General features: G+C 69.5%; 27 protein-coding genes and 1 pseudogene. 19 read left to right on the forward strand and 9 right to left on the reverse strand.

Annotated elements, in window-relative coordinates; all coding sequences use genetic code 11:
• Positions 1-157: 157 nt before the first annotated feature.
• The 11 genes and pseudogenes from M2266_RS24555 to M2266_RS24605 all read left to right on the forward strand — a co-directional run bounded on the left by M2266_RS24555 (position 158) and on the right by M2266_RS24605 (position 10045).
• Positions 158-1463: pseudogene (locus tag M2266_RS24555) on the forward strand (MraY family glycosyltransferase).
• 260 nt (positions 1464-1723) lie between these two features.
• Positions 1724-2137 carry a hypothetical protein gene (locus tag M2266_RS24560; RefSeq protein WP_277440133.1) on the forward strand — a complete coding sequence of 138 codons (414 nt, stop codon included), beginning with the start codon at positions 1724-1726 and terminating at the stop codon, positions 2135-2137.
• A 222-nt stretch (positions 2138-2359) separates the two neighbouring features.
• Positions 2360-3169 (forward strand): F0F1 ATP synthase subunit A, encoded by an 810-nt coding sequence (atpB, locus tag M2266_RS24565; protein WP_277440134.1) that lies wholly within the window; start codon positions 2360-2362, stop codon positions 3167-3169.
• A 75-nt stretch (positions 3170-3244) separates the two neighbouring features.
• Positions 3245-3487 (forward strand): ATP synthase F0 subunit C, encoded by a 243-nt coding sequence (gene atpE, locus M2266_RS24570; protein ID WP_277440135.1) that lies wholly within the window; start codon positions 3245-3247, stop codon positions 3485-3487.
• 36 nt (positions 3488-3523) lie between these two features.
• On the forward strand, positions 3524-4069 hold the full coding sequence (locus tag M2266_RS24575; protein WP_277440136.1) for a F0F1 ATP synthase subunit B: 546 nt from the start codon (positions 3524-3526) through the stop codon (positions 4067-4069).
• Positions 4066-4881: a F0F1 ATP synthase subunit delta gene (locus M2266_RS24580; RefSeq protein WP_277440137.1), complete on the forward strand. Its 816-nt coding sequence runs from the start codon at positions 4066-4068 to the stop codon at positions 4879-4881. The genes M2266_RS24575 and M2266_RS24580 overlap by 4 nt, the downstream gene beginning before the upstream one ends.
• A gap of 124 nt (positions 4882-5005) precedes the next feature.
• Positions 5006-6577, forward strand: coding sequence for a F0F1 ATP synthase subunit alpha (gene atpA / locus M2266_RS24585; protein ID WP_277440138.1), 1572 nt, complete (start codon positions 5006-5008; stop codon positions 6575-6577).
• Positions 6578-6579: 2 nt separating this feature from the next.
• Positions 6580-7506, forward strand: a complete 927-nt coding sequence (locus tag M2266_RS24590; RefSeq protein ID WP_277440139.1) for a F0F1 ATP synthase subunit gamma — start codon at positions 6580-6582, stop codon at positions 7504-7506.
• Positions 7507-7511: 5 nt separating this feature from the next.
• Positions 7512-8954 (forward strand): F0F1 ATP synthase subunit beta, encoded by a 1443-nt coding sequence (atpD, locus tag M2266_RS24595; protein ID WP_277440140.1) that lies wholly within the window; start codon positions 7512-7514, stop codon positions 8952-8954.
• Positions 8955-9118: 164 nt separating this feature from the next.
• The gene (locus tag M2266_RS24600) at positions 9119-9493 is read left to right on the forward strand and encodes a F0F1 ATP synthase subunit epsilon (protein ID WP_269277283.1); all 375 of its coding nucleotides are present in this window, start codon (positions 9119-9121) and stop codon (positions 9491-9493) included.
• 99 nt (positions 9494-9592) lie between these two features.
• Complete coding sequence (locus M2266_RS24605) at positions 9593-10045, forward strand: DUF2550 domain-containing protein (protein WP_277440141.1); 453 nt, start codon at positions 9593-9595, stop codon at positions 10043-10045.
• Positions 10046-10269: 224 nt separating this feature from the next.
• Here the strand turns inward: M2266_RS24605 and M2266_RS24610 are convergent, their stop codons facing one another.
• From M2266_RS24610 to M2266_RS24635, 6 genes are all read right to left on the reverse strand, one after another.
• Positions 10270-12291 (reverse strand): glycoside hydrolase family 18 chitinase, encoded by a 2022-nt coding sequence (locus M2266_RS24610; protein WP_277440142.1) that lies wholly within the window; start codon positions 12289-12291, stop codon positions 10270-10272.
• Positions 12292-12443: 152 nt separating this feature from the next.
• Entirely contained in the window at positions 12444-13094 is a 651-nt protein-coding gene (locus M2266_RS24615) for a response regulator transcription factor (protein WP_277440143.1), read from the reverse strand.
• Entirely contained in the window at positions 13091-14302 is a 1212-nt protein-coding gene (locus tag M2266_RS24620; protein ID WP_277440144.1) for a histidine kinase, read from the reverse strand. Before M2266_RS24620 ends, M2266_RS24615 begins: the two co-directional genes overlap by 4 nt.
• A 216-nt stretch (positions 14303-14518) precedes the next feature.
• A complete protein-coding gene (locus M2266_RS24625; RefSeq protein ID WP_277440145.1) occupies positions 14519-15091 on the reverse strand; it encodes a cob(I)yrinic acid a,c-diamide adenosyltransferase in 573 nt (190 codons plus the stop codon).
• Positions 15092-15105: 14 nt separating this feature from the next.
• Positions 15106-15894, reverse strand: a complete 789-nt coding sequence (locus tag M2266_RS24630; RefSeq protein WP_277440146.1) for an ABC transporter permease — start codon at positions 15892-15894, stop codon at positions 15106-15108.
• Positions 15895-15908: 14 nt separating this feature from the next.
• Positions 15909-16694 carry an ATP-binding cassette domain-containing protein gene (locus M2266_RS24635; RefSeq protein WP_277440147.1) on the reverse strand — a complete coding sequence of 262 codons (786 nt, stop codon included), beginning with the start codon at positions 16692-16694 and terminating at the stop codon, positions 15909-15911.
• A gap of 79 nt (positions 16695-16773) precedes the next feature.
• Between M2266_RS24635 and M2266_RS24640 the strand changes: the two genes are divergently transcribed.
• From M2266_RS24640 to M2266_RS24655, 4 genes are all read left to right on the forward strand, one after another.
• A complete protein-coding gene (locus M2266_RS24640; protein ID WP_277440148.1) occupies positions 16774-17472 on the forward strand; it encodes a TetR/AcrR family transcriptional regulator in 699 nt (232 codons plus the stop codon).
• 80 nt (positions 17473-17552) lie between these two features.
• Entirely contained in the window at positions 17553-18401 is an 849-nt protein-coding gene (locus tag M2266_RS24645; RefSeq protein ID WP_277440149.1) for a 3-hydroxyacyl-CoA dehydrogenase family protein, read from the forward strand.
• Between the two features lie 130 nt (positions 18402-18531).
• Entirely contained in the window at positions 18532-18831 is a 300-nt protein-coding gene (locus M2266_RS24650) for an STAS domain-containing protein (protein WP_138355950.1), read from the forward strand.
• A gap of 172 nt (positions 18832-19003) precedes the next feature.
• The gene (locus M2266_RS24655; protein ID WP_277440150.1) at positions 19004-21448 is read left to right on the forward strand and encodes an ATP-binding protein; all 2445 of its coding nucleotides are present in this window, start codon (positions 19004-19006) and stop codon (positions 21446-21448) included.
• Between the two features lie 81 nt (positions 21449-21529).
• On the opposite strand, the gene nucS is transcribed toward M2266_RS24655, so the two are convergent.
• Positions 21530-22192, reverse strand: a complete 663-nt coding sequence (nucS, locus tag M2266_RS24660) for an endonuclease NucS (protein WP_198357678.1) — start codon at positions 22190-22192, stop codon at positions 21530-21532.
• A gap of 224 nt (positions 22193-22416) precedes the next feature.
• Here nucS and M2266_RS24665 point away from each other — a divergent pair, with 224 nt between their 5' ends.
• Positions 22417-22809, forward strand: a complete 393-nt coding sequence (locus tag M2266_RS24665) for an SCO5389 family protein (protein ID WP_277440151.1) — start codon at positions 22417-22419, stop codon at positions 22807-22809.
• A 40-nt stretch (positions 22810-22849) separates the two neighbouring features.
• Here the strand turns inward: M2266_RS24665 and M2266_RS24670 are convergent, their stop codons facing one another.
• Positions 22850-23878 (reverse strand): LLM class flavin-dependent oxidoreductase, encoded by a 1029-nt coding sequence (locus M2266_RS24670; protein WP_277440152.1) that lies wholly within the window; start codon positions 23876-23878, stop codon positions 22850-22852.
• Positions 23879-24064: 186 nt separating this feature from the next.
• Between M2266_RS24670 and M2266_RS24675 the strand changes: the two genes are divergently transcribed.
• The 3 genes from M2266_RS24675 (at position 24065) to M2266_RS24685 (ending at position 25268) form a co-directional block, all read left to right on the forward strand.
• Positions 24065-24391 carry an ATP/GTP-binding protein gene (locus tag M2266_RS24675; RefSeq protein WP_277440153.1) on the forward strand — a complete coding sequence of 109 codons (327 nt, stop codon included), beginning with the start codon at positions 24065-24067 and terminating at the stop codon, positions 24389-24391.
• A gap of 208 nt (positions 24392-24599) precedes the next feature.
• Complete coding sequence (locus M2266_RS24680) at positions 24600-25085, forward strand: hypothetical protein (RefSeq protein ID WP_277440154.1); 486 nt, start codon at positions 24600-24602, stop codon at positions 25083-25085.
• A 42-nt stretch (positions 25086-25127) separates the two neighbouring features.
• Positions 25128-25268 (forward strand): hypothetical protein, encoded by a 141-nt coding sequence (locus tag M2266_RS24685; RefSeq protein WP_277440155.1) that lies wholly within the window; start codon positions 25128-25130, stop codon positions 25266-25268.
• 28 nt (positions 25269-25296) lie between these two features.
• Here M2266_RS24685 and M2266_RS24690 read toward each other — a convergent pair whose 3' ends face one another.
• Positions 25297-26631 (reverse strand): ABC transporter ATP-binding protein, encoded by a 1335-nt coding sequence (locus M2266_RS24690; RefSeq protein WP_277440156.1) that lies wholly within the window; start codon positions 26629-26631, stop codon positions 25297-25299.
• Between the last annotated feature and the right edge of the window lie 48 nt (positions 26632-26679).

The following is a 26679-nucleotide window of genomic DNA, read 5'->3' on the forward strand; positions in this document are numbered from 1 at the left end:
GGCCGTTCGGGGCCGGTGGAACCGCGGCCGCACCCTGTGAGTCTTCGCAGATGTTCGCAGCTGCGAGTACGACGCCACTAAGGTGTGACGCTGTGAGGACCTGCCCGACGCCCCTGGAGCACCGCTTCTCCCGGCCGACCCTGCCGGAGGCAGCCCTGTGCGCGAGTACCTGCTGACCCTTTGTGTGACCGCCGCCGTCACCTATCTGCTGACGGGCCCGGTGCGGAAGTTCGCGATCGCGGCCGGCGCGATGCCGGAGATCCGTGAGCGGGACGTGCACCGGGAACCGACGCCGAGGCTGGGCGGGATCGCGATGTTCGGCGGCCTCTGCGCGGGTCTGCTGGTCTCCTCCCACCTGTGGAACCTCAGCAGCGTCTTCGAGCTGTCCAACGAGCCGCGGGCGCTGCTCTCCGGGGCGGGCCTGATCTGGCTGCTGGGCGTGCGTGGACGACAAGTGGGGCGTGGACGCCCTGATCAAGCTGGGCGCCCAGATGATCGCCGCGGGCGTCATGGTGCTGCAGGGCCTGACGATCCTGTGGCTGCCGGTTCCCGGGGTGGGCACGGTCTCGCTGTCGCCGATCCAGTCCACGCTGCTCACCGTCGCGCTGGTCGTGATCACCATCAACGCCGTCAACTTCGTGGACGGCCTGGACGGCCTGGCGTCCGGCATGGTCGCCATCGCCGCCATCGCGTTCTTCATGTACGCGTACCGCATGTGGTACGGCTACGGCGTCGAGGCGGCCGCCCCCGCCACCCTGTTCAGCGCCATCCTCATCGGGATGTGCCTGGGCTTCCTCCCGCACAACCTGCACCCGGCCCGGATCTTCATGGGCGACTCCGGCTCGATGCTGATCGGCCTGGTCCTCGCCTCGTCCGCGATCTCCATCACCGGCCAGGTGGACCCGGACGCGATCACCGACATGACGGGGTCGACGCGGGAGACCGTGCACTTCATGGTGCCGGTCTACATGCCGCTGCTGCTGCCGCTCACCCTGATCGCGATCCCGGCCGCCGACCTGGTGCTGGCCATCGTGCGCCGCACCTGGAACGGGCAGTCGCCGTTCGCCGCGGACCGCGGCCATCTGCACCACCGGCTGCTGGAGATCGGGCACTCGCACAGCCGGGCCGTGCTGATCATGTACTTCTGGTCGGCACTGATCGCGTTCGGCGCGGTCGCCTTCTCGCTCAACTCCTCCAGCCTGTGGATCGTGGTCGTGATCATGGTGCTCAGCGCCCTCGGCCTCGTCGTGCTGCTGCTGCCCCGCTTCCGACCGCGCGCACCGCGCTGGGCCGAGTCGTTCGTGCCGCCCCGCTACCGCCGCAGGCGCCGTACGACCCAGGCCGCGCAGCTCGCCGCCGAGCAGCTGATCCGCTCCGGCGGAGCGGCCGGCGTGCACGGCTCGACGGCCATCGGGGACCGCTCCCGGCTGCCCGACCGACGCCCGGTCGACAGCCGCAGGTAACCGGCTGTTCGCAGTACCAGACGGCGAGCCGGTCGTCAGCCGGACGACACGCCGACTACTCCTTTCGTGTGACAGGCAGCACACTTACAAGGTAAAGACCGCATCAAATACTTTGTGATACCGTTCACGAAACCCGGGAAACAAGCCGAAAGACCCTAGAGCGACGGTCTTCCGGCGTGAGGCACGTCCTCGGTCCGGGTCTACGCTCGTCTCCGACGACCAGCCGCTTACCCCCAACTCCCGCCGGAGGAGCTGCCACCATGCAGTCCAACGACGTCCGAATGTTCCTCAACTGCGCTGTCCCCTCTGCCGCCGCCGGTGTCATCGCCGTCGTTGTCAGTGGTGTGCTGGCCGGTGGCAAGGGAGCGATCGGCGCCGCTTTCGGCACGTTCGTGGTGATCGCGTTCATGTCGATCGGCCTGTTGGTCCTGCAGCGAGTGGCCAAGTCGTACCCGGCGCTGTTCCAGATGATGGGGCTCGCGCTGTACACGACCCAGATCCTGCTGCTCGCGGTGATCCTCGCGGTGTTCAAGAACACCTCGCTGTTCAACCAGCGGGCGTTCGCCTTCGCACTCCTCGGTACCACCCTTGTCTGGATCGCCGCACAGGCCCGAGCCCATATGAAGGCGAAGATCCTGTACGTCGAGCCGGACTCCGCCGGGTCCACGTCGTGAACCGTAGGGCCGGTGTAAAGACGTCTCCGCTCATTTGCTATCGTCCGGTCTCAACTGCGGCACGGCTGGCGCGGGCGGCGCAGCTGCCTGCACGGCCTCTCGGCGTCAAGCCGATGAGCCGCCCCCATTTCTGCCAGACCAGTCCAGTGCCGTTCCGTGGCTGTACGCCGCGCCGACACATCGAGGTTGCCGTACCCATGCGCCACGCTGAAGGAGCTCGCGGTGAGTGCTGACCAGGTTCTCGCCTTCGAGACCAACTGCCACATCTTCGACGGGTGCGGCTTCCCGGCTCCCGGCCTGCACTCCTTCCTTTTCGAGCCGATCTTCAGCATCGGCAGTTTTGACTTCAACAAGCCGATGCTGCTGGCTCTGCTGAGCACCGTGATCATCGTCGGGTTCTTCTGGGCGGCCTTCAACAAGCCGAAGATGATCCCCGGCAAGCTCCAGATGGTGGGCGAGGCGGGCTACGACTTCGTCCGCCGCGGAATCGTCTACGAGACGCTGGGCAAGCGGGAGGGCGAGAAGTACGTCCCCCTGATGGTCTCGCTGTTCTTCTTCGTCTGGATCATGAACCTCTGGTCGATCATCCCGGTCGCCCAGTTCCCGGTGACGGCGATCATCTCCTTCCCGGTCGCCCTGGCCCTGATCGTGTACGTGCTGTGGATGTACCTCACGTTCAAGAAGCACGGCTTCGTGGGCGCCCTGAAGAACATCACCGGCTACGACCCGACGCTCGGCAAGGTCCTGCCGCTGTCGATGACGATCGAGTTCTTCTCGAACGTGCTGGTGCGTCCGTTCACGCACGCGGTGCGGCTCTTCGCGAACATGTTCGCGGGCCACACCCTGCTGCTGCTGTTCACGATCGCCAGCTGGTACCTGCTCAACGGGATCGGCATCGCGTACGCGGGCGTCTCGTTCGTCATGACGATCGTCATGACCGCTTTCGAGCTCTTCATCCAGGCCGTTCAGGCGTACGTCTTCGTGCTCCTGGCCACCTCGTATGTCCAGGGCGCGCTCGCCGAACACCACTGACGCACCCGCGCCTCCCGCCAACAGATGTCCGGTGGCCAACCCCCACCGGTCCGTGAAAGAGAAGGAAGAAACAGCATGTCCGCTGTGAACCTCGCCGCCACTCAGATCCTGGGCAACCTGGGCTCCATCGGCTATGGCCTCGCCGCGATCGGCCCCGGCGTCGGCATCGGCATCATCTTCGGCAACGGCACCCAGGCCCTCGCCCGTCAGCCCGAGGCTGCCGGCCTGATCCGCGCCAACCAGATCCTCGGCTTCGCCTTCTGTGAGGCGCTCGCCCTCATCGGTCTGGTCATGCCGTTCGTCTACCCGACCAAGTGATGACGGCACTAGCCCCTTTCGACGAAAGGCACTGATGTGATCGCCCTGGTACAGATGGCGGCCGAGGAGGCGGAAAACCCCCTCATTCCGCCGATCCCCGAGCTCATCATCGGCCTGATCGCCTTTGCCATCGTCTTCGGCTTCCTCGCCAAGAAGCTCCTCCCGAACATCAACAAGGTTCTGGACGAGCGCCGCGAGGCCATCGAAGGCGGCATGGAGAAGGCCGAGGCCACCCAGGCTGAGGCGCAGCAGACGCTCGAGCAGTACCGCGAGCAGCTCTCCGAGGCCCGGCACGAGGCCGCGCGACTGCGCCAGGAGGCGCAGGAGCAGGGTGCCGCGCTCATCGCGGAGATGCGCGCGGAAGGCCAGCGGCAGCGCGAGGACATCGTCACGGCCGGCCACGCGCAGATCGCGGCCGACCGGAAGTCCGCCGCGCAGGCGCTGCGCCAGGACGTGGGCAAGCTCGCCACCGATCTGGCCGGCAAGCTCGTCGGCGAGTCCCTCGAGGACACCGCCCGGCAGAGCCGCACCATCGACCGTTTCCTCGACGAGCTCGAGGAGAAGGCCGAGGCCACGCGATGAACGGCGCGAGCCGCGAGGCACTGGCCGCCGGACGCGAGCAGCTCGACGCGCTGACCGACAACACGTCGGTCGACGCGGCGAAGCTCGGGGAAGAGCTGGCCTCCGTCACGGGGCTGCTCGACCGCGAGGGATCGCTGCGGCGTGCCCTGACCGACCCGGCGAAGACCGGCGAGGCCAAGGCGGGACTGGCCGAGCAGCTGCTCGGCGGCCAGATCGGCGGAGAGACCCTCGACCTCGTGTCGGGCCTGGTCCGCTCCCGCTGGTCCCGGTCGCGTGACCTGACGGACGCGGTGGAGGAGCTTTCCTACGCCGCGGACCTGGTCGCCGCCCAGCGCACGGGCGCCCTCGACGACGTCGAGGACGAGCTGTTCCGCTTCGGCCGGATCGTCTCCGCCAGCAGTGACCTGCGGGCCGCGCTGACCGACAAGGTCGTCGCGACCTCGGCCAAGGCCGAACTGCTGCGCTCACTGCTCGACGGCCGGGTCAACCCGGTCACCGAGCGGCTGGTCGCCCGGCTTGTCACCCACCCGCGGGGACGTAGCCTGGAAGCAGGGCTCGAAGCCCTGTCCAAGCTGGCAGCCGCCCGCCGTAATCGGATGGTCGCGGTGGTGGTCTCGGCCGTGCCGCTGACCGACCAGCAGAAGCAGCGTCTCGGCGCCGCGCTGGCCAAGCTGTACGGCCGGCAGGTGCACCTGAACCTCGACGTGGACCCCGCGGTCCTCGGCGGGATCACGGTGCGCGTCGGCGAAGAGGTCATCAACGGCACCATCGCCGACCGCCTCGAAGAGGCGGCCCGGCGGATGGCCGGCTGAGACCAGCCACCAACTCAAGAGCATGACCGCGGCCCGAGTTGGGCCGTAGCGCGGTGCCTGCCGGGGACGACCCCCAGGCACCCGCAGGAAACTTCGGGCCCAACAAGGAGAGCAGGGAACCCAGATGGCGGAGCTCACGATCCGGCCGGAGGAGATCCGGGACGCGCTGGAGACCTTTGTCCAGTCGTACCAGCCGGACGCCGCCTCGCGCGAGGAGGTCGGCACGGTCAGCGAAGCCGGTGACGGCATCGCGAAGGTCGAGGGTCTTCCCTCGGCCATGGCAAACGAACTGCTGAAGTTCGAGGACGGGACCCTCGGTCTCGCGCTGAACCTCGAAGAGCGCGAAATCGGCGCTATCGTCCTCGGCGAGTTCAGCGGTATCGAGGAGGGCCAGCCGGTGCGACGCACCGGAGAGGTCCTGTCCGTCGCGGTCGGCGAGGGTTACCTGGGCCGGGTCGTCGACCCGCTCGGCAACCCGATCGACGGCCTCGGCGAGATCGAGACGGACGCCCGTCGCGCCCTGGAGCTGCAGGCTCCCGGCGTCATGGTGCGTAAGTCGGTGCACGAGCCGATGCAGACCGGCCTCAAGGCCGTCGACGCGATGGTGCCGATCGGCCGCGGTCAGCGTCAGCTGATCATCGGCGACCGCCAGACGGGCAAGACCGCCCTGGCCGTCGACACGATCATCAACCAGCGTGACAACTGGCGTTCCGGCGACCCGAAGAAGCAGGTCCGCTGCATCTACGTCGCCATCGGCCAGAAGGGCTCCACCATCGCGTCCGTACGCGGTGCGCTGGAGGAGGCGGGCGCTCTCGAGTACACGACGATCGTCGCGGCTCCGGCGTCCGACCCGGCCGGCTTCAAGTACCTCGCCCCGTACACCGGTTCGGCCATCGGCCAGCACTGGATGTACCAGGGCAAGCACGTCCTGATCGTCTTCGACGACCTGTCGAAGCAGGCCGACGCCTACCGCGCCGTCTCCCTGCTGCTCCGCCGCCCGCCGGGCCGCGAGGCGTACCCGGGTGACGTCTTCTACCTGCACTCCCGTCTCCTCGAGCGTTGCGCCAAGCTCTCGGACGACATGGGCGCGGGTTCGATGACCGGTCTGCCGATCGTCGAGACCAAGGCGAACGACGTGTCGGCGTTCATTCCGACCAACGTCATCTCCATCACCGACGGCCAGTGCTTCCTGGAGTCCGACCTGTTCAACGCGGGCCAGCGCCCGGCGCTGAACGTCGGTATCTCGGTCTCGCGAGTCGGCGGCAGCGCGCAGCACAAGGCCATGCGCCAGGTGTCCGGCCGACTGCGCGTCGACCTCGCCCAGTACCGCGAGCTGGAGGCGTTCGCCGCCTTCGGTTCCGACCTGGACGCGGCGTCGAAGGCGCAGCTGGAGCGCGGCAAGCGGATGGTCGAGCTGCTGAAGCAGGGCCAGTACGCGCCGTACTCGGTCGAGGACCAGGTCGTCTCCATCTGGGCCGGCACCACCGGCAAGATGGACGACGTCCCGGTCGAGGACATCCGCCGCTTCGAGCGGGAGCTCCTCGACTACATGGGCCGCGAGCACAAGGGCCTGATGAACAGCATCGTCGAGGGCGCGAAGATGTCCGACGACACGCTGCAGGCGCTTGCCGAGTCCGTTGCCACCTTCAAGCAGCAGTTTGAGACGTCGGACGGCAAGCTCCTGGGTGAGGGCTGAGCATGGGAGCCCAGCTCAGGGTCTACAAGCGTCGCATCAAGTCGGTAACCGCGACGAAGAAGATCACCAAGGCGATGGAGATGATCGCCGCCTCGCGCATCGTCAAGGCGCAGCGTCAGGTGGCGGCATCGGGTCCGTACGCGACCGAGCTCACCCGCGCGGTGACCGCGGTCGCCACGGGCTCCAACACCCAGCACGCCCTGACCACCGAGGTCGAGTCGCCCACCCGGGTCGCGGTCCTGCTCGTCACGAGCGACCGCGGCCTGGCCGGCGGGTACTCCTCCAACGCGATCAAGGCTGCGGACCGGCTCACCGAGCGGCTTCGCTCGGAGGGCAAGGAGGTCGACTCGTACCTCGTCGGCCGCAAGGCCGTCGCGTACTACAACTTCCGTGAGCGGAAGGTCGTGGAGTCCTGGACGGGCTTCACCGACCAGCCGTCCTACTCGGACGCCAAGGCGATCGCCGCACCGCTCATCGAGTCGGTGCTGCGGGACACGGCCGAGGGCGGTGTGGACGAGCTCCACATCGTGTTCACCGAGTTCGTCTCGATGATGCTGCAGTCGCCGGTGGAGAACCGGCTGCTGCCGCTCAGCCTCGACGCCGAGGCGCTGGAGGCGCAGGAGGAGTCGCACGCCAAGGGAGAGATCCTGCCGCTGTACGACTTCGAGCCGTCGGCTGAGGGCGTCCTCGACGCCCTGCTGCCGCGGTACGTCGAGAGCCGTATCTACAACGCACTGCTGCAGGCCGCCGCTTCCGAGCACGCTGCCCGCCGTCGCGCGATGAAGTCGGCGACCGACAACGCCGGAGACCTCGTCAAGAAGCTCTCCCGGCTTGCCAACGCGGCCCGTCAGGCCGAAATCACCCAGGAAATCAGCGAGATCGTCGGTGGCGCGAGCGCCCTCGCCGACGCTAGCGCGGGGAGTGACTAACCACTATGACCACCACTGTTGAAACGGCCACGGCTACCGGCCGCGTCGCTCGGGTCATCGGCCCGGTCGTCGACGTGGAGTTCCCCGTCGACGCGATGCCGGAGATCTACAACGCTCTGCACGTCACCGTCGCCGACCCGGCGCAGGACGGCGAGCTCAAGACGCTGACCCTGGAAGTGGCCCAGCACCTGGGCGACGGCCTGGTCCGCACCATCTCGATGCAGCCCACCGACGGTCTGGTCCGCCAGTCCCCGGTGACCAACACGGGTTCGGGCATCACCGTCCCCGTGGGCGACGTCACCAAGGGCAAGGTGTTCAACACCCTTGGCGAGATCCTGAACGTGGACCCGTCCACGGTCGAGATCACGGAGCGCTGGCCGATCCACCGCAAGGCGCCGTCCTTCGACCAGCTCGAGTCGAAGACCGAGATGTTCGAGACCGGCGTCAAGGTCATCGACCTGCTGACCCCGTACGTCAAGGGCGGCAAGATCGGTCTGTTCGGTGGTGCCGGTGTCGGCAAGACCGTGCTGATCCAGGAAATGATCTACCGCGTGGCCAACAACCACGACGGTGTGTCGGTGTTCGCGGGTGTCGGTGAGCGTACCCGTGAGGGCAACGACCTCATCGAGGAGATGACCGAGTCCGGCGTCATCGACAAGACCGCGCTGGTCTTCGGCCAGATGGACGAGCCCCCGGGCACCCGTCTCCGCGTGGCGCTTGCCGGTCTGACCATGGCGGAGTACTTCCGCGATGTTCAGGGCCAGGACGTGCTCTTCTTCATCGACAACATCTTCCGGTACACCCAGGCGGGCTCGGAGGTGTCCACCCTGCTCGGCCGTATGCCGTCCGCGGTGGGTTACCAGCCGAACCTGGCCGACGAGATGGGCATCCTGCAGGAGCGCATCACGTCGACCCGCGGTCACTCGATCACCTCGATGCAGGCGATCTACGTCCCCGCGGACGACCTGACCGACCCGGCCCCGGCGACGACCTTCGCCCACCTGGACGCGACGACCGTTCTGTCGCGTCCGATCTCGGAGAAGGGCATCTACCCGGCGGTCGACCCGCTGGACTCGACGTCCCGGATCCTGGACCCGCGCTACATCGCGCAGGACCACTACGACTGCGCCATGCGTGTCAAGGGCATCCTGCAGAAGTACAAGGACCTCCAGGACATCATCGCGATCCTCGGCATCGACGAGCTGGGTGAGGAAGACAAGCTCACCGTCTTCCGTGCCCGTCGCATCGAGCGCTTCCTGTCGCAGAACACCCACGTGGCGAAGCAGTTCACCGGTGTGGATGGTTCCGACGTGTCGCTCGAAGAGTCGATCACGGCGTTCAACGCCATCGCCGACGGTGATTACGACCACTTCCCCGAGCAGGCGTTCTTCATGTGCGGCGGTATCGAGGACCTGGTGCGCAACGCCAAGGAGCTCGGCGTCAGCTGAGTCCTGCGGCACATCGCGCGGGGGGTGGACGGTGCGTAGGACAGCGCCTTTCACCCCCCGCGCACCCGCGGGAGCGGGTCCTTGGCGGCAACGCCGGGGAAACCTCCACTATTCTTTGACCCAACACCCGCCGGAAGCGGTGGGTGCCGAACCGAGGAGCCGTCTTGGCTGAGCTGCACGTCGAGCTGGTCGCAGCGGACCGCAGTGTCTGGTCCGGCGAAGCCACCATGGTCATCGCGCGCACGCCGTCCGGTGACATCGGCGTCATGCCGGGACACCAGCCGCTGCTGGGTGTGCTGCTGTCCGGTCCCGTGACGATCCGTACGAACGACGGTGGCACCGTGGTCGCCGCCGTACACGGTGGATTCCTCTCCTTCGCCGACAACAAGCTCTCGGTGCTCGCCGAGATCGCGGAGCTCGCCGACGAGATCGACGTCGCGCGTGCCGAGCGGGCTCTGGAGCGTTCCAAGGCCGACACCGACGCAGCCGCCGAAAGGCGTGCGGAGGTCCGGCTGGCCGCCGTTTCGAGCGGTCACTGAGCGGATAACACCTGGATGCCGCGGACAGCCCATGGGGCGGTCCGCGGCTCCGGCACAGTAGGGGCAAGCAGCCATTTCTAGGCGAGGAGGTCGGTGGGCGTGATCCTCGCTTTTCAGGTGTGCGGCGGGATTGTGGCGGCGCTGCTGCTGGGACTGTTCGTCTTCGGGCTGCGCCGGCGGCTGCTCCAGCGCCCCGGCGGCACCTTCGACTGCAGTCTGCGACCCGCCCCTGCCGACGGGGAAGAGGTCGAGTCCACCGGCAAGGGCTGGGTCTACGGCGTGGCCCGCTACAACGGGGACCGGATCGAGTGGTTCCGGGTCTTCTCGTACTCGCCCCGGCCGCGCCGCGTCCTGGACCGGCCCGCGATCGAGGTGGTCAGCCGCCGGCCCCCGCAGGGCCAGGAGGAACTGGCACTGCTCTCCGACGCCACCGTGCTGCTGTGCGCCCACCGCGGCACCCGGCTGGAGCTGGCGATGAGCGAGGACGCCCTGACGGGCTTCCTGGCCTGGCTGGAAGCGGCGCCGCCCGGCCAGCGGGTAAATGTGGCGTAGCCCCCCGCTGGGTGGGGGTACCCCCGGACGGAGTCTGGGGGAGGGTCAATGTGGCGTAGCCCCCCGCTGGGTGGGGGTACCCCCGGACGAAGTCTGGGGGAGGGTGAATGTGGCGTGAGGATCATGAGCGCCGGGCGGGCTGAATCCTCAGCCCGCCCGGCGCTTCCCTGTGTCCCCGGCCGGAGGCCGACGGGCGGCGTGTCGGGGCTCCGGCCGGGGGGCTTCTACTTGAGCCCGCTGTCCACGGAGGACATCAGCGTGCCGGTGTCACCGGACATCTCCCAGATCATCGCCCCGAGCAGGTTCTTGGACTTGATCCAGGCGCTCTTCTTGCCGATCGACCAGGTGTCGTCGAACGACCACCACTGGCCGTTGGCACCGGTGTAGCCGTACGTCGCCACGGACTGCTCGTCGTGGTAGACGGTGAGGCCGCCGACCGAGGCGATCAGGTTGCTGTACCCGCGGGTGCCGGACTCCTCGGGGAACTGTCCTGGCGCGGCCCCGTTGGCCGCCTGCCACTCACCGTGCGCGCCACCGTCGGTGACCTGCTGCCAGCCGCGCCCGTAGAAGGCGAGGCCGACGGTGAGCTGGCGCGGGTTCACTCCGGCGCCGAGGTACTTGTTGACGGCTCCCTCGACGCTGAAGTGGGTGGTGTAGGGATCCTGGGCGTCGGTGTAGAGGTTCGCCTGGTGGCCGGTGCGGTTGGGCTCCCAACTGTTGTCGCTGCCGGACCCGTGGAAGTCGTACCCCTGGACGTTGGCGAAGTCCATCGACTTGAAGATGCCGTTGGCGCTGATGTCCCAGCCGAGGTCGACCTTGGCCGGGTCGGCGGGGGTGAACGCGGTCAGCAGGTACTTCTTGCCGGTGGTCGCCGTCAGGGCGGTCATCTGGCTGCGGAACTCGGCGAGCAGCGCGGTCAGGTTGGCCTTGTCGGCCGCGGCGTAGTGGTTGCCGGGGTGGCCGTCGGGTGAGCCGGGCCACTCCCAGTCGATGTCGATGCCGTCGAAGACACCGGCCGCGGCACCGGGACCGCCGCGTCCGTTGGTCACCGGCAGATTGCCCTTGAGGTACATGTCGAGGCAGGACTGCACGAACTTCTGCCGGGAGGCCGCGGTCTTCGCGGCGTCGGAGAAGTACTTGCTGTAGGTCCAGCCGCCGATCGAGATGTTGACCTTGAGGTTCGGGTACTTCGCCTTGAGCTGCTTGATCTGGTTGAAGTTGCCGGCCAGCGGCTGGTCCCAGGTGTCGGTGCTGCCGTTGACGGACTCGCCGGCGCTGAAGCCCTTCTCGTAGTCCGCCCAGGAGTCGCCCGCACCGTCACCCTGGCTGGGGTCCTCCGGGTTGCTGGTGGTCGCCTTGGTGACGCCGTTCATGCAGGTCAGGTCGGTCGGGTTGATGTTGGAGAAGGCGTAGTTGATGTGGGTGAGCTTCGCCGCCGCGCCCGTGGTGACCAGGGACTTCACGGTGTAGCCGCGGCCGTAGATGCCCCACTGCACGAAGTAGCCGACCTTGGCGTACGTGCCGCCCGGGTCGCCGCCGCCTCCGCCGGTGGTGTGGACGATGGTCGCGTTGCTCGCGGGGCCGGTCTGGTCGATGGTGTCGCGGGCCTTGACGGTGTAGACGTAGTCGGTGCCCGCGGTCAGCCCGGTGTTGGTGTACGTGAGGCCGGTGACGGTCGCGACGGTGGTGCCGTCACGGATGACGTCGTAGTTCTTGACCCCCTTGTCGTCGGTGGCCGCCGTCCAGGTGAGGGTGGCAGAGGTGTTGGTGATGCCGCTGGCCGTGGGGGTGCCAGGGGCAGAGGGCGGGTTGTCGCCCGGGACGGTACCGCCGTCGCAGGAGCCGCCGTTCACCTTGCAGCCGCTGGGGCTGCCGGAGCCCGCCCCGTTGAAGCCGAAGCTCGCGCTGGCGCCGGGGGCGAGGGTGCCGTTCCAGCCCACGTTCTTGGCGGTCCAGTGGTTGGCGGTGTGCGTGACGGTCGCGTCCCAGAAGGAGGTGACCGAGGTGCCGGTCGGGTAGTCCCATTCGACGGTCCACGAGGTGATCGTCGTCGTCCCGGTGTTCTTGACGGTCCAGCCGGCACCGAACCCGGTGCCCCAGTCGGACGACTTGACGTAGGTCGCTGTGGCGGACGCGGCCGCGTGCGCCTGGGTGGCCAGTCCCACGATCGCGGCCAGGGGGAGCAGCAGCGCGGTGGCGACCGCGCCTAACCTGCGCCGGAAGAGCTGTGCGGTTCCTGTTCTCAAGGGTGCTCCTCGAGGTCGGGGGGGAAAGGGGGGAACCTGCGCCGCCCGGAGAGCACGCCCGACAGTCATTCCGACAGTGGTTCATCGCGTGATTGTCATGGTCCGCTCACCAACTGTTATCAAGGTGAGAGTAGAAAGGTCTGGACCATAGGTCAAGAGGTCTGGACCAGACCCAACTCCTGGGCCAGTACCGCCGCCTGCACCCGGCTGCGCATCCCCAACTTCGCCAGGATCCGGCTGACGTGGGTCTTCGTCGTCGCCTCGGCCATCTCCAGCCGCACCGCGATCTCGGCGTTCGACCGGCCGCTGCCGAGACACGCCAGCACCTCGCGCTCGCGCGGGGTCAGGGCGTCCAGCAGGGCGGGGTCGGCGGACCGCTTCGCCGGCTGCCCGGCGAACGCCCCGATGAGCCGGCGGGTGACCGCCGGGGCGATCATCCCGTCGCCGCGCGCGACCAGCCGCACCCCTTCCAGCAGCCGCTCCGCGTCGGTGTCCTTGAGCAGGAATCCGGCGGCGCCCGCGCGCAGCGCTCCGAAGACGTACTCGTCCAGGTCGAAGGTGGTCAGCACCAGGACGTCCGCGAGCTGCTCGGCGACCACCCGCCGGGTCGCCGCGACGCCGTCGAGACGCGGCATCTGGATGTCCATCAGCACCACGTCCGGGCGCAGTTCGCGCGCGAGCAGCACCGCCTCCTCGCCGTCGGCGGCCTCGCCGACGACCTCGATGTCGGGGGCGGAGCGCAGGATCATCACCAACCCGGCGCGCACGGCGCTCTGGTCCTCGGCGACCACCACGCGGATCATCGGTCCATCCCCCCACCGTGGACGGGCAGTACCGCCCGTACCCGCCACACCGTGCCGTCGCCGTCCGCCGCCTGTTCCAGCCCCGCTTCGAACGAGCCGCCCAGCAGCTCCGCCCGCTCCCGCATACCGATCAGCCCCGAGCCGGAACCGGGCGCACGGGGTCCGTCCCGGTCGCCGAACGGGCTGCCGACCGTGACGACCAGCGCCCGCTCGTCCTGCTCCAGCAGGACCAGGACCTCGCCGGGCGCCGCGTGCTTGAGCGCGTTGGTCAGCGACTCCTGCACGATGCGGTACGCCGCCGGCTCGACGGGGGTCGACAGCGGGGGAGCGTCGGGCGGGCGGTCGTCCCGCAGGGCGAACGTCTGCCCGTGCTCGGCGCCGCCGGCGCGGGCGTGCTCCAGCAGCGCGTCCAGCGCTCCCAGCTTGGGTGCGGCGGCCGGCGCCGCGTTCCCCTCGGTGTCCCGGAGCAGCCCGATCAGCCGGCGCATCTCGGACAGGCCCTGGACGCTGTTCTCCCGGATCACCCCCAGCGCGTCGCGGGCGGGCCCCTCGCGCTTGTCGATCGACAGCGCGGCGGTGGAGTGGATGGCGATGGCGGAGAGGTGGTTGGCGACCATGTCGTGCAACTCCCGCGCCATCCGGGCGCGCTCGGCCGTCACCGCCTGCCGCCGGTCCAGCTCGGCCAGCAGCGTCGTCTGCTCGGCCCGCAGCGTCGCCGCGTCCGCCGTGTCGCGGTGCTGGCGGACGATGATCCCGCTCCAGGCCGGGGCCACCGAGATCAGCGCGCAGATCAGACCCCCCGACAGCGCCTGCGCGTTGCGCTGGGTCAGCGCGAGCGTGATGGTGATCGCCGCCGTGATGACGATGCTCACGGCCGGCACTGACCGCGTCATGCGCTTCGGCCCGTACAGCACGGCCGCGTAGACGATATCGGTGAACATCAGGACCGTGACCAGCAGGGACCCGAGGATCATGTCGGCGGTCAGGGCGACGACGCCGGTGATGATCGCCACGGGCGGCGCGACCCGGCGCAGCAGTTCGCAGCCCGCCATGAGCGCCAGCGGCACCAGCGTCGCCCACGCCGGGACGTCCGGCCCCCGGCCCGAGTACGTGTAGAGGCCGAACGACCACATCAGCAGCCCCCCGAGCAGCCCGGCGGCGGCGATGCGCACATCGACCGGGTGCGGGCGGGGGAGGGTCAGCGGCATGCCTCCATCAGAGCATGTGGCGAGGGGTGCGGGCGTCGTCTGCCGGTCGTAGGGCGGCCTATCGGTCGGTACATCGAAGGATGCAGACGGGGATCGTCACGGCGACGACGCGGCTGGGCGGGCGGCCCGCGAGGCTCAAGACAGTCGAGGGAGAGGTGCCGGCGGTGACGGGCGGCTGATCCCTCACCCTCCCCATTCCGGCGCCGTCCACGTCCGTCACCGCTCGCCGCCAGGCACCCACAGCACGTCGCCCCGCTCCTTGTTGGCCGTCCGGGCCAGGATGAACAGCAGGTCAGAAAGGCGGTTGAGGTAGGTCGCGGTGAGCGCGTTCATCGTCTCGCCGTGCTCCTCCAGGGCCGCCCACGTCGAGCGCTCGGCCCGGCGGACCACCGTGCAGGCGGCGTGCAGCAGGGCCGCGCCCGGCGTTCCGCCGGGCAGGATGAAGCTGCGGAGCTTCTCCAGATCTTCCAGGAAGCGGTCGCAGTCCGCCTCCAGCTTGTCGACGTACGACTGCTCGACGCGCAGCGGCGGGTACTTCGGGTCCTCGACCACCGGCGTGGCGAGGTCCGCGCCGACGTCGAAGAGATCGTTCTGCACTCGGGTGAGGACCGCGGAGACGTCCGCCGGCAGTGACCCCAGCGCGATGGCCACGCCGATGGCGGCGTTCGCCTCGTTGGTGTCCGCGTAGGCCGAGATCCGGACGTCGGTCTTGGCGGTGCGGCTCATATCGCCGAGGGCGGTCGTGCCGGTGTCGCCGGTACGGGTGTAGATGCGCGTCAGATTGACCATGCCATCGAGCGTAGTCACGCACCGGCCTTGGTGAAGACCCGTGTGCCCACCGTCACCGACACGGCCGCGAACCCGACGGCGACCAGCGCGCCCACGCCGACCGTGCCCGTCCAGTAGTCGCCGACGAAGGCGGCCCTGACGGCGTCCACGAAATAGCGGAACGGCACGAAGCGCGAGAGGGCGTCCAGCCACCCGGGGGCCAGCGACATCGGGAGCAGCAGGCCGGAGAGCAGCATCGCGGGCACGTTGACGGTGTTGATGATCGGAGCGAACTCCTGCGGGCTGTCGACCCGCATCGCCAGGGCGTACGACAGGGAGGCCAGCGAGATCGTCAGCAGTCCGGTGAACAGGAAGCCGATGGCCGCGCCGGTGACCGAGGTGCGCAGGCCCATCGCGACCGCGGCCAGCACCAGGACGAGCGACTGCATGACGAGCTGGAGAACGTCCTTCAGCGTGCGCCCCAGCAGCAGCGCGAGCCGGCTGACCGGGGTCACCCGCATCCGCTCGACGATCCCGAGCTGTTTCTCGATCAGGATGCCGAATCCACAGAAAACGGCACTGAACAGACCGAGTTGGATGAGCAGACCCGGTACCAGGGTCTGCCAGGCGTCGCCCGCGCCGCCGAGCGGCAGGCCTTGGAGCAGGGGTCCGAAGAAGACCAGGTACAGCAACGGCATGAGCAGGCCGAAGACCAGCCCGATACGGGAGCGCACGGTCTGCCGGAGATAGCGGTTGAAGATCAGCGCGGTGTCGGACAGCAGGTGGGAAGGGCTTGCGGGCGCGGTGACGGTGGTGGAGGACATGGCGGGGCTCCGGATCAGACGGCGACGGGTGTGGTGTCCTGCGGCGCGCTGCGCCCGGTGATGGCGAGGAACGCGTCCTGCAGGGTCCCGCCGGGCGACCCGGCGTACTCGGCCTTGAGGGACTGGGGAGTGCCCTCGGCCACGACCCGCCCGTGGTCGACGACGACCAGCCGGTCGGCGAGCGCGTCCGCCTCGTCGAGGTAGTGGGTGGTGAGGAAGACGGTCGTGCCGTGCTCGGCGCGGATGGTGCGCACCAGGTGCCACAGGTCGGCGCGGCTGCCCGGGTCGAGTCCCGTGGTCGGTTCGTCGAGGAAGAGGATCTCGGGCCGGTGGGTGAGGCCCATGGCGAGGTCGAGGCGGCGGCGCTGACCGCCGGACAGGGCGGCGCACTTGCGGTCGAGCAGCCCCTCGAGGCCGAGTTGGCCGGCGAGCTCCGTGGCACGGGTCGCGGCCTCGTCCTTGCCCAGTCGGTACAACCGGCCCTGGGTGACGAGCTCCTCGCGGACCGAGACGGCCGGGTCGACCCCGCCGGACTGGGCGACGTAGCCGATCCGTGCGCGCACCCCGCGCGGATCGCGGGCGAGGTCGCGCCCGGCGATGGTGGCGCTGCCGCCGGTGGGCGCCAGCAGCGTGGTCAGCATCCGCAGGGTGGTGGTCTTGCCCGCGCCGTTGGGCCCGAGGAAGCCGATGATCTCGCCGCGTTCGACGGTGAGATCGATGCCGCGGACGGCCTCGACGGGTCCGCGCTTGGTCTGGAAGGTCCGGGCGAGCCCGGCGGTCGTGATGATCGGGGTCGGCATGCCGACAGAAAACCAGAGTGATGGAAAAAATGCAATGACTCCAAAATTGGTGATGTGCCATCGAAGCTAGAATGCGGACATGGACGACGGGACAGCGCGAGCGGGGGAGCAGCAGGCCGGCGCGGGGGTCGCGGGCCGTGCCGAGGGGCTGCGGGAGCGCAAGAAGCGGCAGACCCGGCAGTACATCTCCGACGTGGCCACCGGGCTCTTCCTCGAACGCGGCTTTGACGAGGTGACGATCGCCGAGATCGCCGCCGCCGCCGACGTGTCGGTCAACACCGTCTACAACTACTTCCCGGACAAGGCCGACCTGTACTTCGACCGGCACGACGAGGTCGTCGAACGGCTCTCCGGCATCGTGCGCGGCCGGCGCCCCGGCGAATCCGCGGCGGGAGCCGTCGTCCGCGTGCTGCGTGACGAGCTCGTCATGGTCTCCCCGGCGCTCGGGCTGATCCCCAATTACGCCCACTTCATGCGGATCTGTCATGCCTCGCCCGTGCTGATGGCGAAGGTCTGGCGGATGCAGAACCTGGCGCAGGACGATCTGGCACGCACTCTGGAGCGGGAAACCGGCGCGGACCGGGGCGATCTGATGCCCGAACTGGTCGCCGGTCAGATCGCCTGGCTGCAGAACACGGTGATGCGTACCATCGGCCGCGCGATGGCCGACGGTGGCGAGCCCAACGAGGTCTCGCGGGTGGTCCTGGTCAAACTGGACGCCATGGAAGCCCTGCTGAGCGACGAGATCCTCAACTATGCGACCAAAGACACAGAGTGACCCGCCTCTCTTCCTACTGCGCCGGGGTGTGAGCGAGCGTTAAGGTCCGGCGAGAATCCCCGAACGTAAAGGTGTGTGTCGTGGCGAAGAAGCTCGCCGTCATCGGAGCCGGTCTCATGGGCTCCGGCATCGCGCAGGTATCGGCGGCAGCCGGTTACGACGTGGTGCTGCGTGACGTCACGAACGAGGCGCTCGCCCGCGGTCTGGGTGGCATCCAGGCCTCGTACGGGAAGTTCGTCGCCAAGGGGAAGATGACCGCGGAGGACGCCGAGGCGGCGCTCGCCCGGATCACCGCCACGACCGAGCTGGAAGCCGTCGCCGACGCCGACATCGTCGTCGAGGCGGTGTTCGAGCGGATCGAGGTCAAGCAGGAGATCTTCCGGGCGCTGGACAAGATCGCCCGGCAGGACGCCATCCTCGCCTCCAACACCTCCGCCATCCCGATCACCAAGATCGCGGCGGTCACGGAGCGCCCGGAGCGGGTCGTCGGCACACACTTCTTCTCGCCGGTGCCGATGATGCAGCTGTGCGAACTCGTGCGCGGCTACAAGACCAGTGACGAGACGCTGGCCGCGGCCAAGGCCTTCGCCGAGGAGATCGGCAAGACCTGCATCGTCGTCAACCGCGACGTGGCCGGCTTCGTCACCACCCGGCTGATCTCGGCGCTCGTCGTCGAGGCGGCCAAGCTCTACGAGTCCGGGGTCGCGTCGGCCGAGGACATCGACATCGCCTGCAAGCTCGGCTTCGGCCACGCGATGGGTCCGCTGACCACCGCGGACCTGACCGGGGTCGACATCCTGCTGCACGCCGCCGGCAACATCTACGCCGAGTCGCAGGACGAGAAGTTCGCCGCCCCGGAGATCATGCGCCGCATGGTCGACGCCGGCGACCTGGGCCGGAAGAGCGGACAAGGCTTCTACACGTACTAACAACATTCACTCCCAGGAGTGAATTCGGTAGCGGTTCCCTCACTGACGGCAACGTTTATATGCGACGAACCGTCAGTTGTGGTGAGCCATCGCGGAATCCATCACGCCATCACTCCACCGGGAGCGATCTATGCATATCCAGGGCGACCATGCCGAGCTGGTCGTCGGAGGCCGTCTCGACGTCCGCAGTGCGGCGGACGCCCGTACCGTCCTGCACACCGCCGTGGACTCCGGTTGCGGCGATCTCGTGCTGGACCTGACAGCGTTGGATTCGTGGGACGCCGCGGGACTGGGCGTGATCATGGGAGCGCACCGGAGGGCGGGCCGGGTCAACCGTCGGCTCGTGCTGCGGGGCGTCCCGCCGCAGATGCAGCGGCTGCTCGTAGCCACACGACTGCATCGAATCCTGGCGATCGAGGCTGAAAGGTGATGTAAGGGCGGCACAGCGCCCCTGCCCTTCGGCAATACTGTCCGGGGCTTTAGAGTTCGGTTTCCGGCCTGCCACACGGTGGGTCGAGGAGGGGAACCGGACCGGTCCGACTAGGCGGACGTACGGTGGTCCGACACCGCCCCGTACGCGACGCATATGGGGGGCGGAAACAATGGACCCACACTCCGGTCGACCAGACGATCTCGCGGCACCAGAGCCCGAAGCGGATGCCGCCGACGAAACCAAGGCGCCGGCGCGCATACCGCGCCCGCCGCGCGAGCCTGCCCCCGTCTTCGGCGGGGAGACCCTGTGGCCCGAAGGGGACACGGGCGGTACGACCCGCGCCCGCGTCGTCCAGGTGGTCGCGGGCGACTTCCTGCTCACGGTCAATCCGGTGGACGGCAGCGAAGTCGTGCAGTGCCCGCCGGAAGAGCGGCGCGCGCCCGTACGCCGCAGCGCGCAGGACCGGCTGCGGCAGGCCGAGGCCCGCCGCCCGCAGCAGCCGCCGGGCCCCCGCGCGCCCGAGCTGCCCCTGTTGGAGCGCGACGAGGAACGGGAGCGGCTCATCCGGCTGCTCGCCCGCGGCCGCTCGGTGCGGGTCACCGGCCCTTCCGGCGCCGGCCGCAGCTCGCTGCTGGACGTCGTCGCCGAAGCGTGCGCCGACCTCGCGCCCGACGGGATACTGCGGCTGTCCGGCTACCGCCGCACCTCCGCCGACCTGCTGCAGGACCTCTTCACCCTCGTCTACGAGACCGACGGGTACCGCCCCGACCGCCCGGCTGCCCTGGAGCTGCTGAGCGACGTCGGCGCCATCGTCGTGCTGGACGACCTGGAGTTCGGCGGCGCCGCGCTCGAAGAGCTGCTGAACGCCGTACCGGAGTGCGCCTTCCTGATCACCGCGACCCCGGACGTCGCTGCCCCGGCGTCCGACTCGCTGATCGAAGAGGTCTTCCTGCCCGGCCTCACCCGCGTCGCGTGCCTCGCCCTGCTGGAGCACGTCGTCGAGCGCCCGCTCGACGAGGAGGAGGCCGCCTGGGCGGCGGACCTCTGGTTCGAGTCCGAGGGCCTGCCGCTGCGCTTCTTCCAGGCCGGTGCGCTGCTGCGGCAGCGCGACGTCCTGCGCAACCCGGTCGAGCCGGGACTGGAGTGGGACGACTCCGTCTGGACGTCCGCCCCCGAGTCCGGCGGACCGTTCGACGCCGAGCCCGCCGGCCGCATACCGCTGCCCTCGCTCGCCGAGAGCGCCGCGCCCGCCGAACTGCTCGCGTCCCGGCTGAGCGAGACGGCCCAGCAGGCGCTGGACTTCGCCGTCGCGCTCGACGGCGAATGCCCGCACCCCTCGCACCTGCCCGCGCTCGTGGGCGACACCCACGGTGACGCCGCGCTCGGCGAGATCACCGCGTGCGGCCTCGCCGTCCCCGTCGCCTCGCACTACCGGCTCGCCGCCGGGGTACGTCAGCAGCTGTCCGTAGGACTCTCCACCGAGACCGAGGACTCCGCCCGCGCCCTCGCCGCCGCCCAGCACTACACCTGGTGGACCGGGCACCCGTCGGTGGCGCCCGAGCGGGCCGCCGGCGAGGCCGAGACGATCCTGGCCGCCATGGCCGCCTGCCGCGACGCGGGACACCCCAGCAACGCAGTCCTCCTGGCCCGCACGGCAGCGCCCACGTTCGCCGCGGCACTGCACTGGAGCGCCTGGGAGCGGGCGCTGCGGATCGGACAGGAGTCGGCCCGGCTGGCCGGCGAAGTGGCCGAAGAGGCGTACTTCCATCACGAGCTGGGCGTACTCGCGCTCTGCACCGGCGGCCTCGACCGGGCGCGGGCCGAACTGGAGGCCTCCATAGCGCTGCGCGGGGCGCTCGCCGACCGCCAGGGCACCCTGGTGGGCAGACGAACCCTCGCGCTCGTCAACGACCGCTTCAGCGGCTCCACGGTGCTCACACCGGCCGTCGCCGGCCTGGAGATACCGGGCACGGGCCCGGACTCGCACCTCGCGGCTTCCACCGCTCCCCAGGACGCCTACGACCCGCCGGTCACGGTCATCAGCAAGCGACTCGCCGCGGGCGGCGCGCCGGCGGCCCCCCGCAGCGTCCGGACCGCCCTCGCCAACCCCCGCCGCAACCTCCTGGCCGCAGGCGCGGCCGCCGCGCTGGCGGCGATCATCGGCACGGTCGTCACGCTCGGCTCGTCCGCCGGCGGCAGCGAGAACCGCAACGTGCCGAACAATGTGAAGCCAGTCGAGTCCGCCCAACCGGACGACCAGAACGCGGGCCTCCCGGCAGACCAGCAGACGTCGGACGGCACAACGTCCTCGACGAAGCCGAGCGCGACTCCGTCGAAGGGGTCCACGCCGACGACGGCGGGCGCCGTGCCCGTGAAGTCCGGCAAGCCTGGCGGGTCGTCGTCCACACCGAGCACCGGCACGCAGACGTCGCCCTCGACGGTGCAAACGTCGCGCCCTCCGGCGTCGACTGGTGGCTCGACCGGTGGTCCGCCGGATTCTCCAAGCACAACTCCGTCGGCGTCGGACTCCTCGTCGGCGTCAACATCACCCACAGCAACGAGCACGGAGACCACCACGCCGCCGACCACCACGACCGGCGGTACCACCCCGTAACGCCAAACCCCGGCCCCCACAACCCGGGGGCCGGGGCCGGCACGCCTATCCCGTTCCACTCGTGAGCGGAACGGGCCCAGATCAGAACAGGCGGAGTTTGTCGTCTTCGATGCCGCGCATCGCGTCGTAGTCGAGGACGACGCAGCCGATGCCGCGGTCGGTGGCCAGGACGCGGGCCTGGGGCTTGATCTCCTGGGCGGCGAAGACGCCCTTCACGGGCGCCAGGTGCGGGTCGCGGTTCAGGAGCTCGAGGTAGCGGGTGAGCTGCTCGACGCCGTCGATGTCGCCGCGCCGCTTGAGCTCTACGGCGACCGTGACGCCTTCGGCATCCCGGCAGAGGATGTCGACCGGCCCGATGGCCGTCATGTACTCGCGCCGGATCAGGGTCCACCCCGCACCCAGTACTTCCATGCGGTCCGCGAGCAGCTCCTGGAGGTGGGCCTCGACGCCGTCCTTGATGAGGCCGGGGTCGATCCCGAGTTCGTGCGAGGAGTCGTGGAGGACTTCCTCGATCGTGATGATCAGCTGCTCACCGGCCTTGTTCACCACCGTCCAGACGCCGTCGTCGCCCACCTTGAGGGTGCACGGCGGGGACATCCAGTTGAGTGGCTTGTAGGCGCGGTCGTCGGCGTGGATGGAGACCGAACCGTCGGCTTTGACAAGGAGCAAACGGGTCGCCGACGGGAGGTGGGCGGAGAGCTTGCCCGCGTAGTCCACGGAGCAGCGGGCAATGACGAGGCGCATGGTGCGCAACGCTACTCGACGCCCCACCCCGCGCGCGATTCGCCCTCAACATGAGACTACGGGCGACTGTTGAAAATTGGCCGGTTGTGGGCGCTACCTCCTGGTGCGCCAGGACACCGCCGCCTACCGTTGTATGTGGAAGCCGTCGTGCGGGAGAAGCTCGGACGGTTTCCGGTTCATGTCCGTCTGGCCCCGCACGTCGCGGGGTCACGAGAGGAGTACCCATGTCGCTCGACGTCTCACCGGCCCTCCTCGAACAGGCCGAGCGAGGCGAGGTCGACGAGAAGGAATTCGTCGACTGCGTCCGGACCTCCCTGCCGTACGCATGGGAGATGATCAATTCACTGGTGGCGCAACTCAAGGTTGACGGTGGCTCCTTCGCCGACAACCAGGTGCCGCCGCCGGACGAGCAGGCGCGCGGACAGCTCTTGCGCGCTCTGGCGAGTGACGCGATACGGGGTGCCCTGCAGCGCCATTTCGGGGTCCGACTCGCGTTCCAGAATTGCCACCGGGTAGCGGTGTTCCCGCTCGACCCGGCCGTTGACGGGAGTTACGGAAAATTCACCTCCGTGCGCTCCCAACTGCTCAATCAGTCACCAGAATTCAGGGACTGCTGATCCATATGTGACAGCGGTCCACGTGCTCCCGCCTTCCGGTTCAGGCCAATTGCGGGAGCACGTCGCCGCCCAGCCGCATCACGTTGTCCTCGGTGACGGCCAGGTCTCCCGAACCCTCGACCAGCAGAGCGAATCGCGTGATCCCCGTCCGCTCCGAGGTGGCCGCCAGCCGGTCGGCGCAGATCCGCGCCGTGCCCACCGGGTGGAGATCGCAGAGCAACTCCGTGTAGCTGAGCGGATTCCGCATCGGGCGTGCGCTGCCGTCCACCGTCTGGTGGGCCGCGAGACCGCGCTGCAGCCAGCCGGGCATCGCCTTCACCAGGGCCTCGACCGCGTCCGCACGGCTGTCCGCGATCTGGACGACGCCCGCCGACACGTGCTCGGCCCCGGCCGCCGCGACGACCTCGGGCGCGAGCCCCGCGGCCCGCGCCGTGCGCTGCCAGAGCTCGACCATCCCGGCCTTCTCCTCGTCGCCGCAGTGCATCCCGAGCAGCATCGGCAGGCCACGTTCCGCGGCCAGCCGGACGGAGGTCGGGGACGTACACGCGACGATGACCGGCGGGCCCGGCTCGTCCAGCTCGTCGGCGCGCGGTACGACGGGCACCTCGCGGAACGAGTAGCGCGGCCCGTCGGCCCCGACGCGGGGCTCGCGCAGCCAGCGCGTCAGCAGGTCGAGTGATTCCGGGAAGCCGTGCTCGAAGGCTTCGAGGCCGGCGCCGAAGACCTCCAGGTCCACCCAGGGGCCTCCCCGCCCGACGCCGAGGGTGAAGCGGCCGCCGGAGGCTATGTGCAGCAGGGCCGCCTGCTCGCCGAGGGCCACGGGGTGGGCGGTCGGCAACACGCTGACCGCCGTACCGACGCCGATGGTGCTGGTACGGCCCAGCAGAAACGCCGCGAGCGTCACGGCGGACGGGCAGACTCCGTAGGGAACGAAATGGTGCTCGGCCAGCCACACGGCGTCCAGCCCCGCGGACTCGGCCAGCTCCGCCGACCGGACCGCCCGGTGCAGCACCTCCCCCTGGCCCTGGCCGGGAAACTGAGCTGCGAGAACAAAAGTCCCAACGCGCATCGGTCACTCCCTCCTCTACCGGCACTAACGCTTGACACGTGCCAAAGGCACGGCCACCCGCCGCGATTTCATGATTTTCGGCAGCGGAAGGGGGCTTGGGGGCGAGATGGGAGGTACGTCCCGCTCGTCATCCGCCGCGTACCCTGGGACGAGCCGCTTCGATCCGACCGAACCGCGAGGTGTCCCATGTCGCCGCGTCGAAACCACCCGCGCGGTGGTGACAGCCCCGCAGACCGTCCCGGGGAATCGGGTTCGGGCCGGGGTCTCGAGCGTACCGAGGCCTGGCGGGGCGAGGAGTGGTCGGTTCGGCCGATCGCCGGGAGTGCCGCGGGCAAGAGCTACCGCTGCCCGGGGTGCGACCAGGAGATCCCGCCCGCGGTCGGCCATTTGGTGGCCTGGCCGGAGTACGGCGGGGGTGTCGACGACCGCCGGCACTGGCACCGGGCGTGCTGGAACGCGAAGGACCGCCGCACCACGAGGGTGCAGCGGTCCCGTAACGCACCGCGCTACTGAGCGCAGCGGCTCCGTCAGACGTCGCGCTTGGCCAGCACGGCGTAGGCGCCGCCCCAGGGCGATCGCCGTGATGATCGCGAGCAGCCCCAGCCCCGGCCAGCCGGTACTGGTGCCGCCGTCCATCGGGATGCGGTACAGGGACGCGAGTCCGTTGAGCGCCGAGTACTTGATCAGGAAGTCGCGCAGCGGGTGCATGCTGTCGGCGAACATGAAGAGCGCGAGGATCAGCGGCAGCAGCACCACGCCCATCATGGCTGTGATCGCGCCCGCGGAGTGCCGCAGCAGGGTGCCGATGGCCAGCGAGAGCAGGCCGAGAAGCGCCACGAACAGACCGGCGCCGACGGTGGCTCCCAGCCACTGGCCCGCGTGGGCGACGACCTTGCCGGCCTCGATCGAACCCCGCATCGCCGAGTCGTCGAGGTCCGACTCCGGAACCCGCTGGCCCGACAGGGCCGCGGAGTTGATGAGCGCCGTGATCCCGCAGGCCGCGGTCGTCGTCACGAACGACACGCCGAAGAAGACGATGGCCTTGGCCGTCAGCACGCGGGAGCGGCTCGGGCAGGCGGTGAACGTCGTACGGATCATGCCGGTGCTGTACTCGGAGGTGACCACCAAAACGCCGAGGGTGATCACGGCGAGCTGGCCGAGCATCAGCCCGAACAGGCCGCCGCTGAGCAGCGGCGCCCCGACGTAGGCGTCCTGACTCATCGCCCACGTCACCAGCATGCCGATGCCGATGACGACGACGAGCATCACGCTGATCGTCCACACGGTGGAGCGCACCGTGCGGATCTTCGTCCACTCGGACTTCAGCGCGTGCGCCAGCGTGGTGTTCTGCACCGGGATCGGGGACGTGTACTGCTGGGCGTACGTGTAGGGGGCGCCGGGGGCGGGGACGGGGGCGGTCATCGGGCGTCCTCGCTGTCGGACTTGTTGAGGCTGGGAGCGGCGGGGGGAGCCACGGGAGGCGCGGCCGGGGCGGCGGTGGGGGCCTGGTCGGCGGGCGCGGGGGGCGCGGCCGGCGGCTGCGCGGGTACGGCGGTGGTCGCCGCGTACGGCTGCGGCTGCTGCTGCGGCGGTAGGCCTGCGGGCTGCCGGCCGTACGGCTGGGCGTAGGGCTGGGCCGGCGGCTGCGCGTACTGCTGCTGCGGCGCCTGCTGCACCGGGGGCTGGCCCCAACCGCCGGGCGCCTGCTGCGGGTAGCCGGTCTGCTGGTACCCCTGCGGTGCGAACTGGCCTTGCGGCGGGTAACCGCCTTGCTGGTAGCCCTGCTGGTACCCCTGCTGCGGGTGCGGGGCGGCCGGCTGCAGTCCCTGGCGCGGGTCCTGCGTGGAGCGGTAGTCCACCGCGCCGCTCGTCATCCGCATGTACGCCTCTTCCAGCGAGGCCTGGTGCGGCGAGAGTTCCCACAGGCGGACGTCGATCTCGTGCGCCAGGTCGCTGATCCGCGGCAGCTCCAGGCCGGTGACGCGCAGCGCGCCGTCCTGTTCGGGCTGCACGTGGCCGCCGGCCTCGCTGAGCGCCTTCGAGAGCTTCTCGCGCATCCCGGCGTCGTCGGGGGTGCGGACCGTGGCATGCGCGGTGGAGTTGCGGTCGATGAAGTCCTTGACGCTCATGTCGGCGAGCAGCTGCCCGCGGCCGATCACGATCAGGTGGTCGGCGGTCAGCGCCATCTCGCTCATCAGGTGGCTCGACACGAAGACCGTGCGGCCCTCGGCGGCGAGCTTCCGCATGAGGTTGCGGACCCAGAGGATGCCCTCGGGGTCCAGGCCGTTCACCGGTTCGTCGAAGAGCAGCACCTCGGGGTCGCCCAGCAGGGCGCCCGCTATGCCGAGCCGCTGGCCCATGCCGAGGGAGAAGCCCTTGGAACGGCGCGACGCGACGTCCTGCAGCCCGACGACGCCGAGCACTTCGTCCACCCGGCGGGCCGGGATGCCGGACAGCTGCGCCAGGCACAGCAGGTGCTGGCGCGCGCTGCGGCCGCCGTGCACGGCCTTGGCGTCGAGGAGCGCGCCGACTCTGCGGGGGGCGTTCGTCAGCTTCCGGTACGGCTGGCCGCCGATGGTGACGTGCCCCGCCGACGGGTCGTCAAGGCCCAGGATCATCCGCATGGTGGTGGACTTGCCCGAGCCGTTCGGCCCGAGGAAGCCGGTCACGGCACCCGATCGCACCTGGAACGACAGGTTGTACACAGCCGTCTTCGCGCCATAGCGCTTGGTGAGGCCCGTTGCCTCGATCATGCTTGCCCCTCGCATTCAACCGGGGCACGTGCCCCCGTGAGGTTTAGG

Source organism: Streptomyces sp. SPB162, from assembly GCF_029504575.1.
Classification (GTDB): Bacteria; Actinomycetota; Actinomycetes; order Streptomycetales; family Streptomycetaceae; genus Actinacidiphila.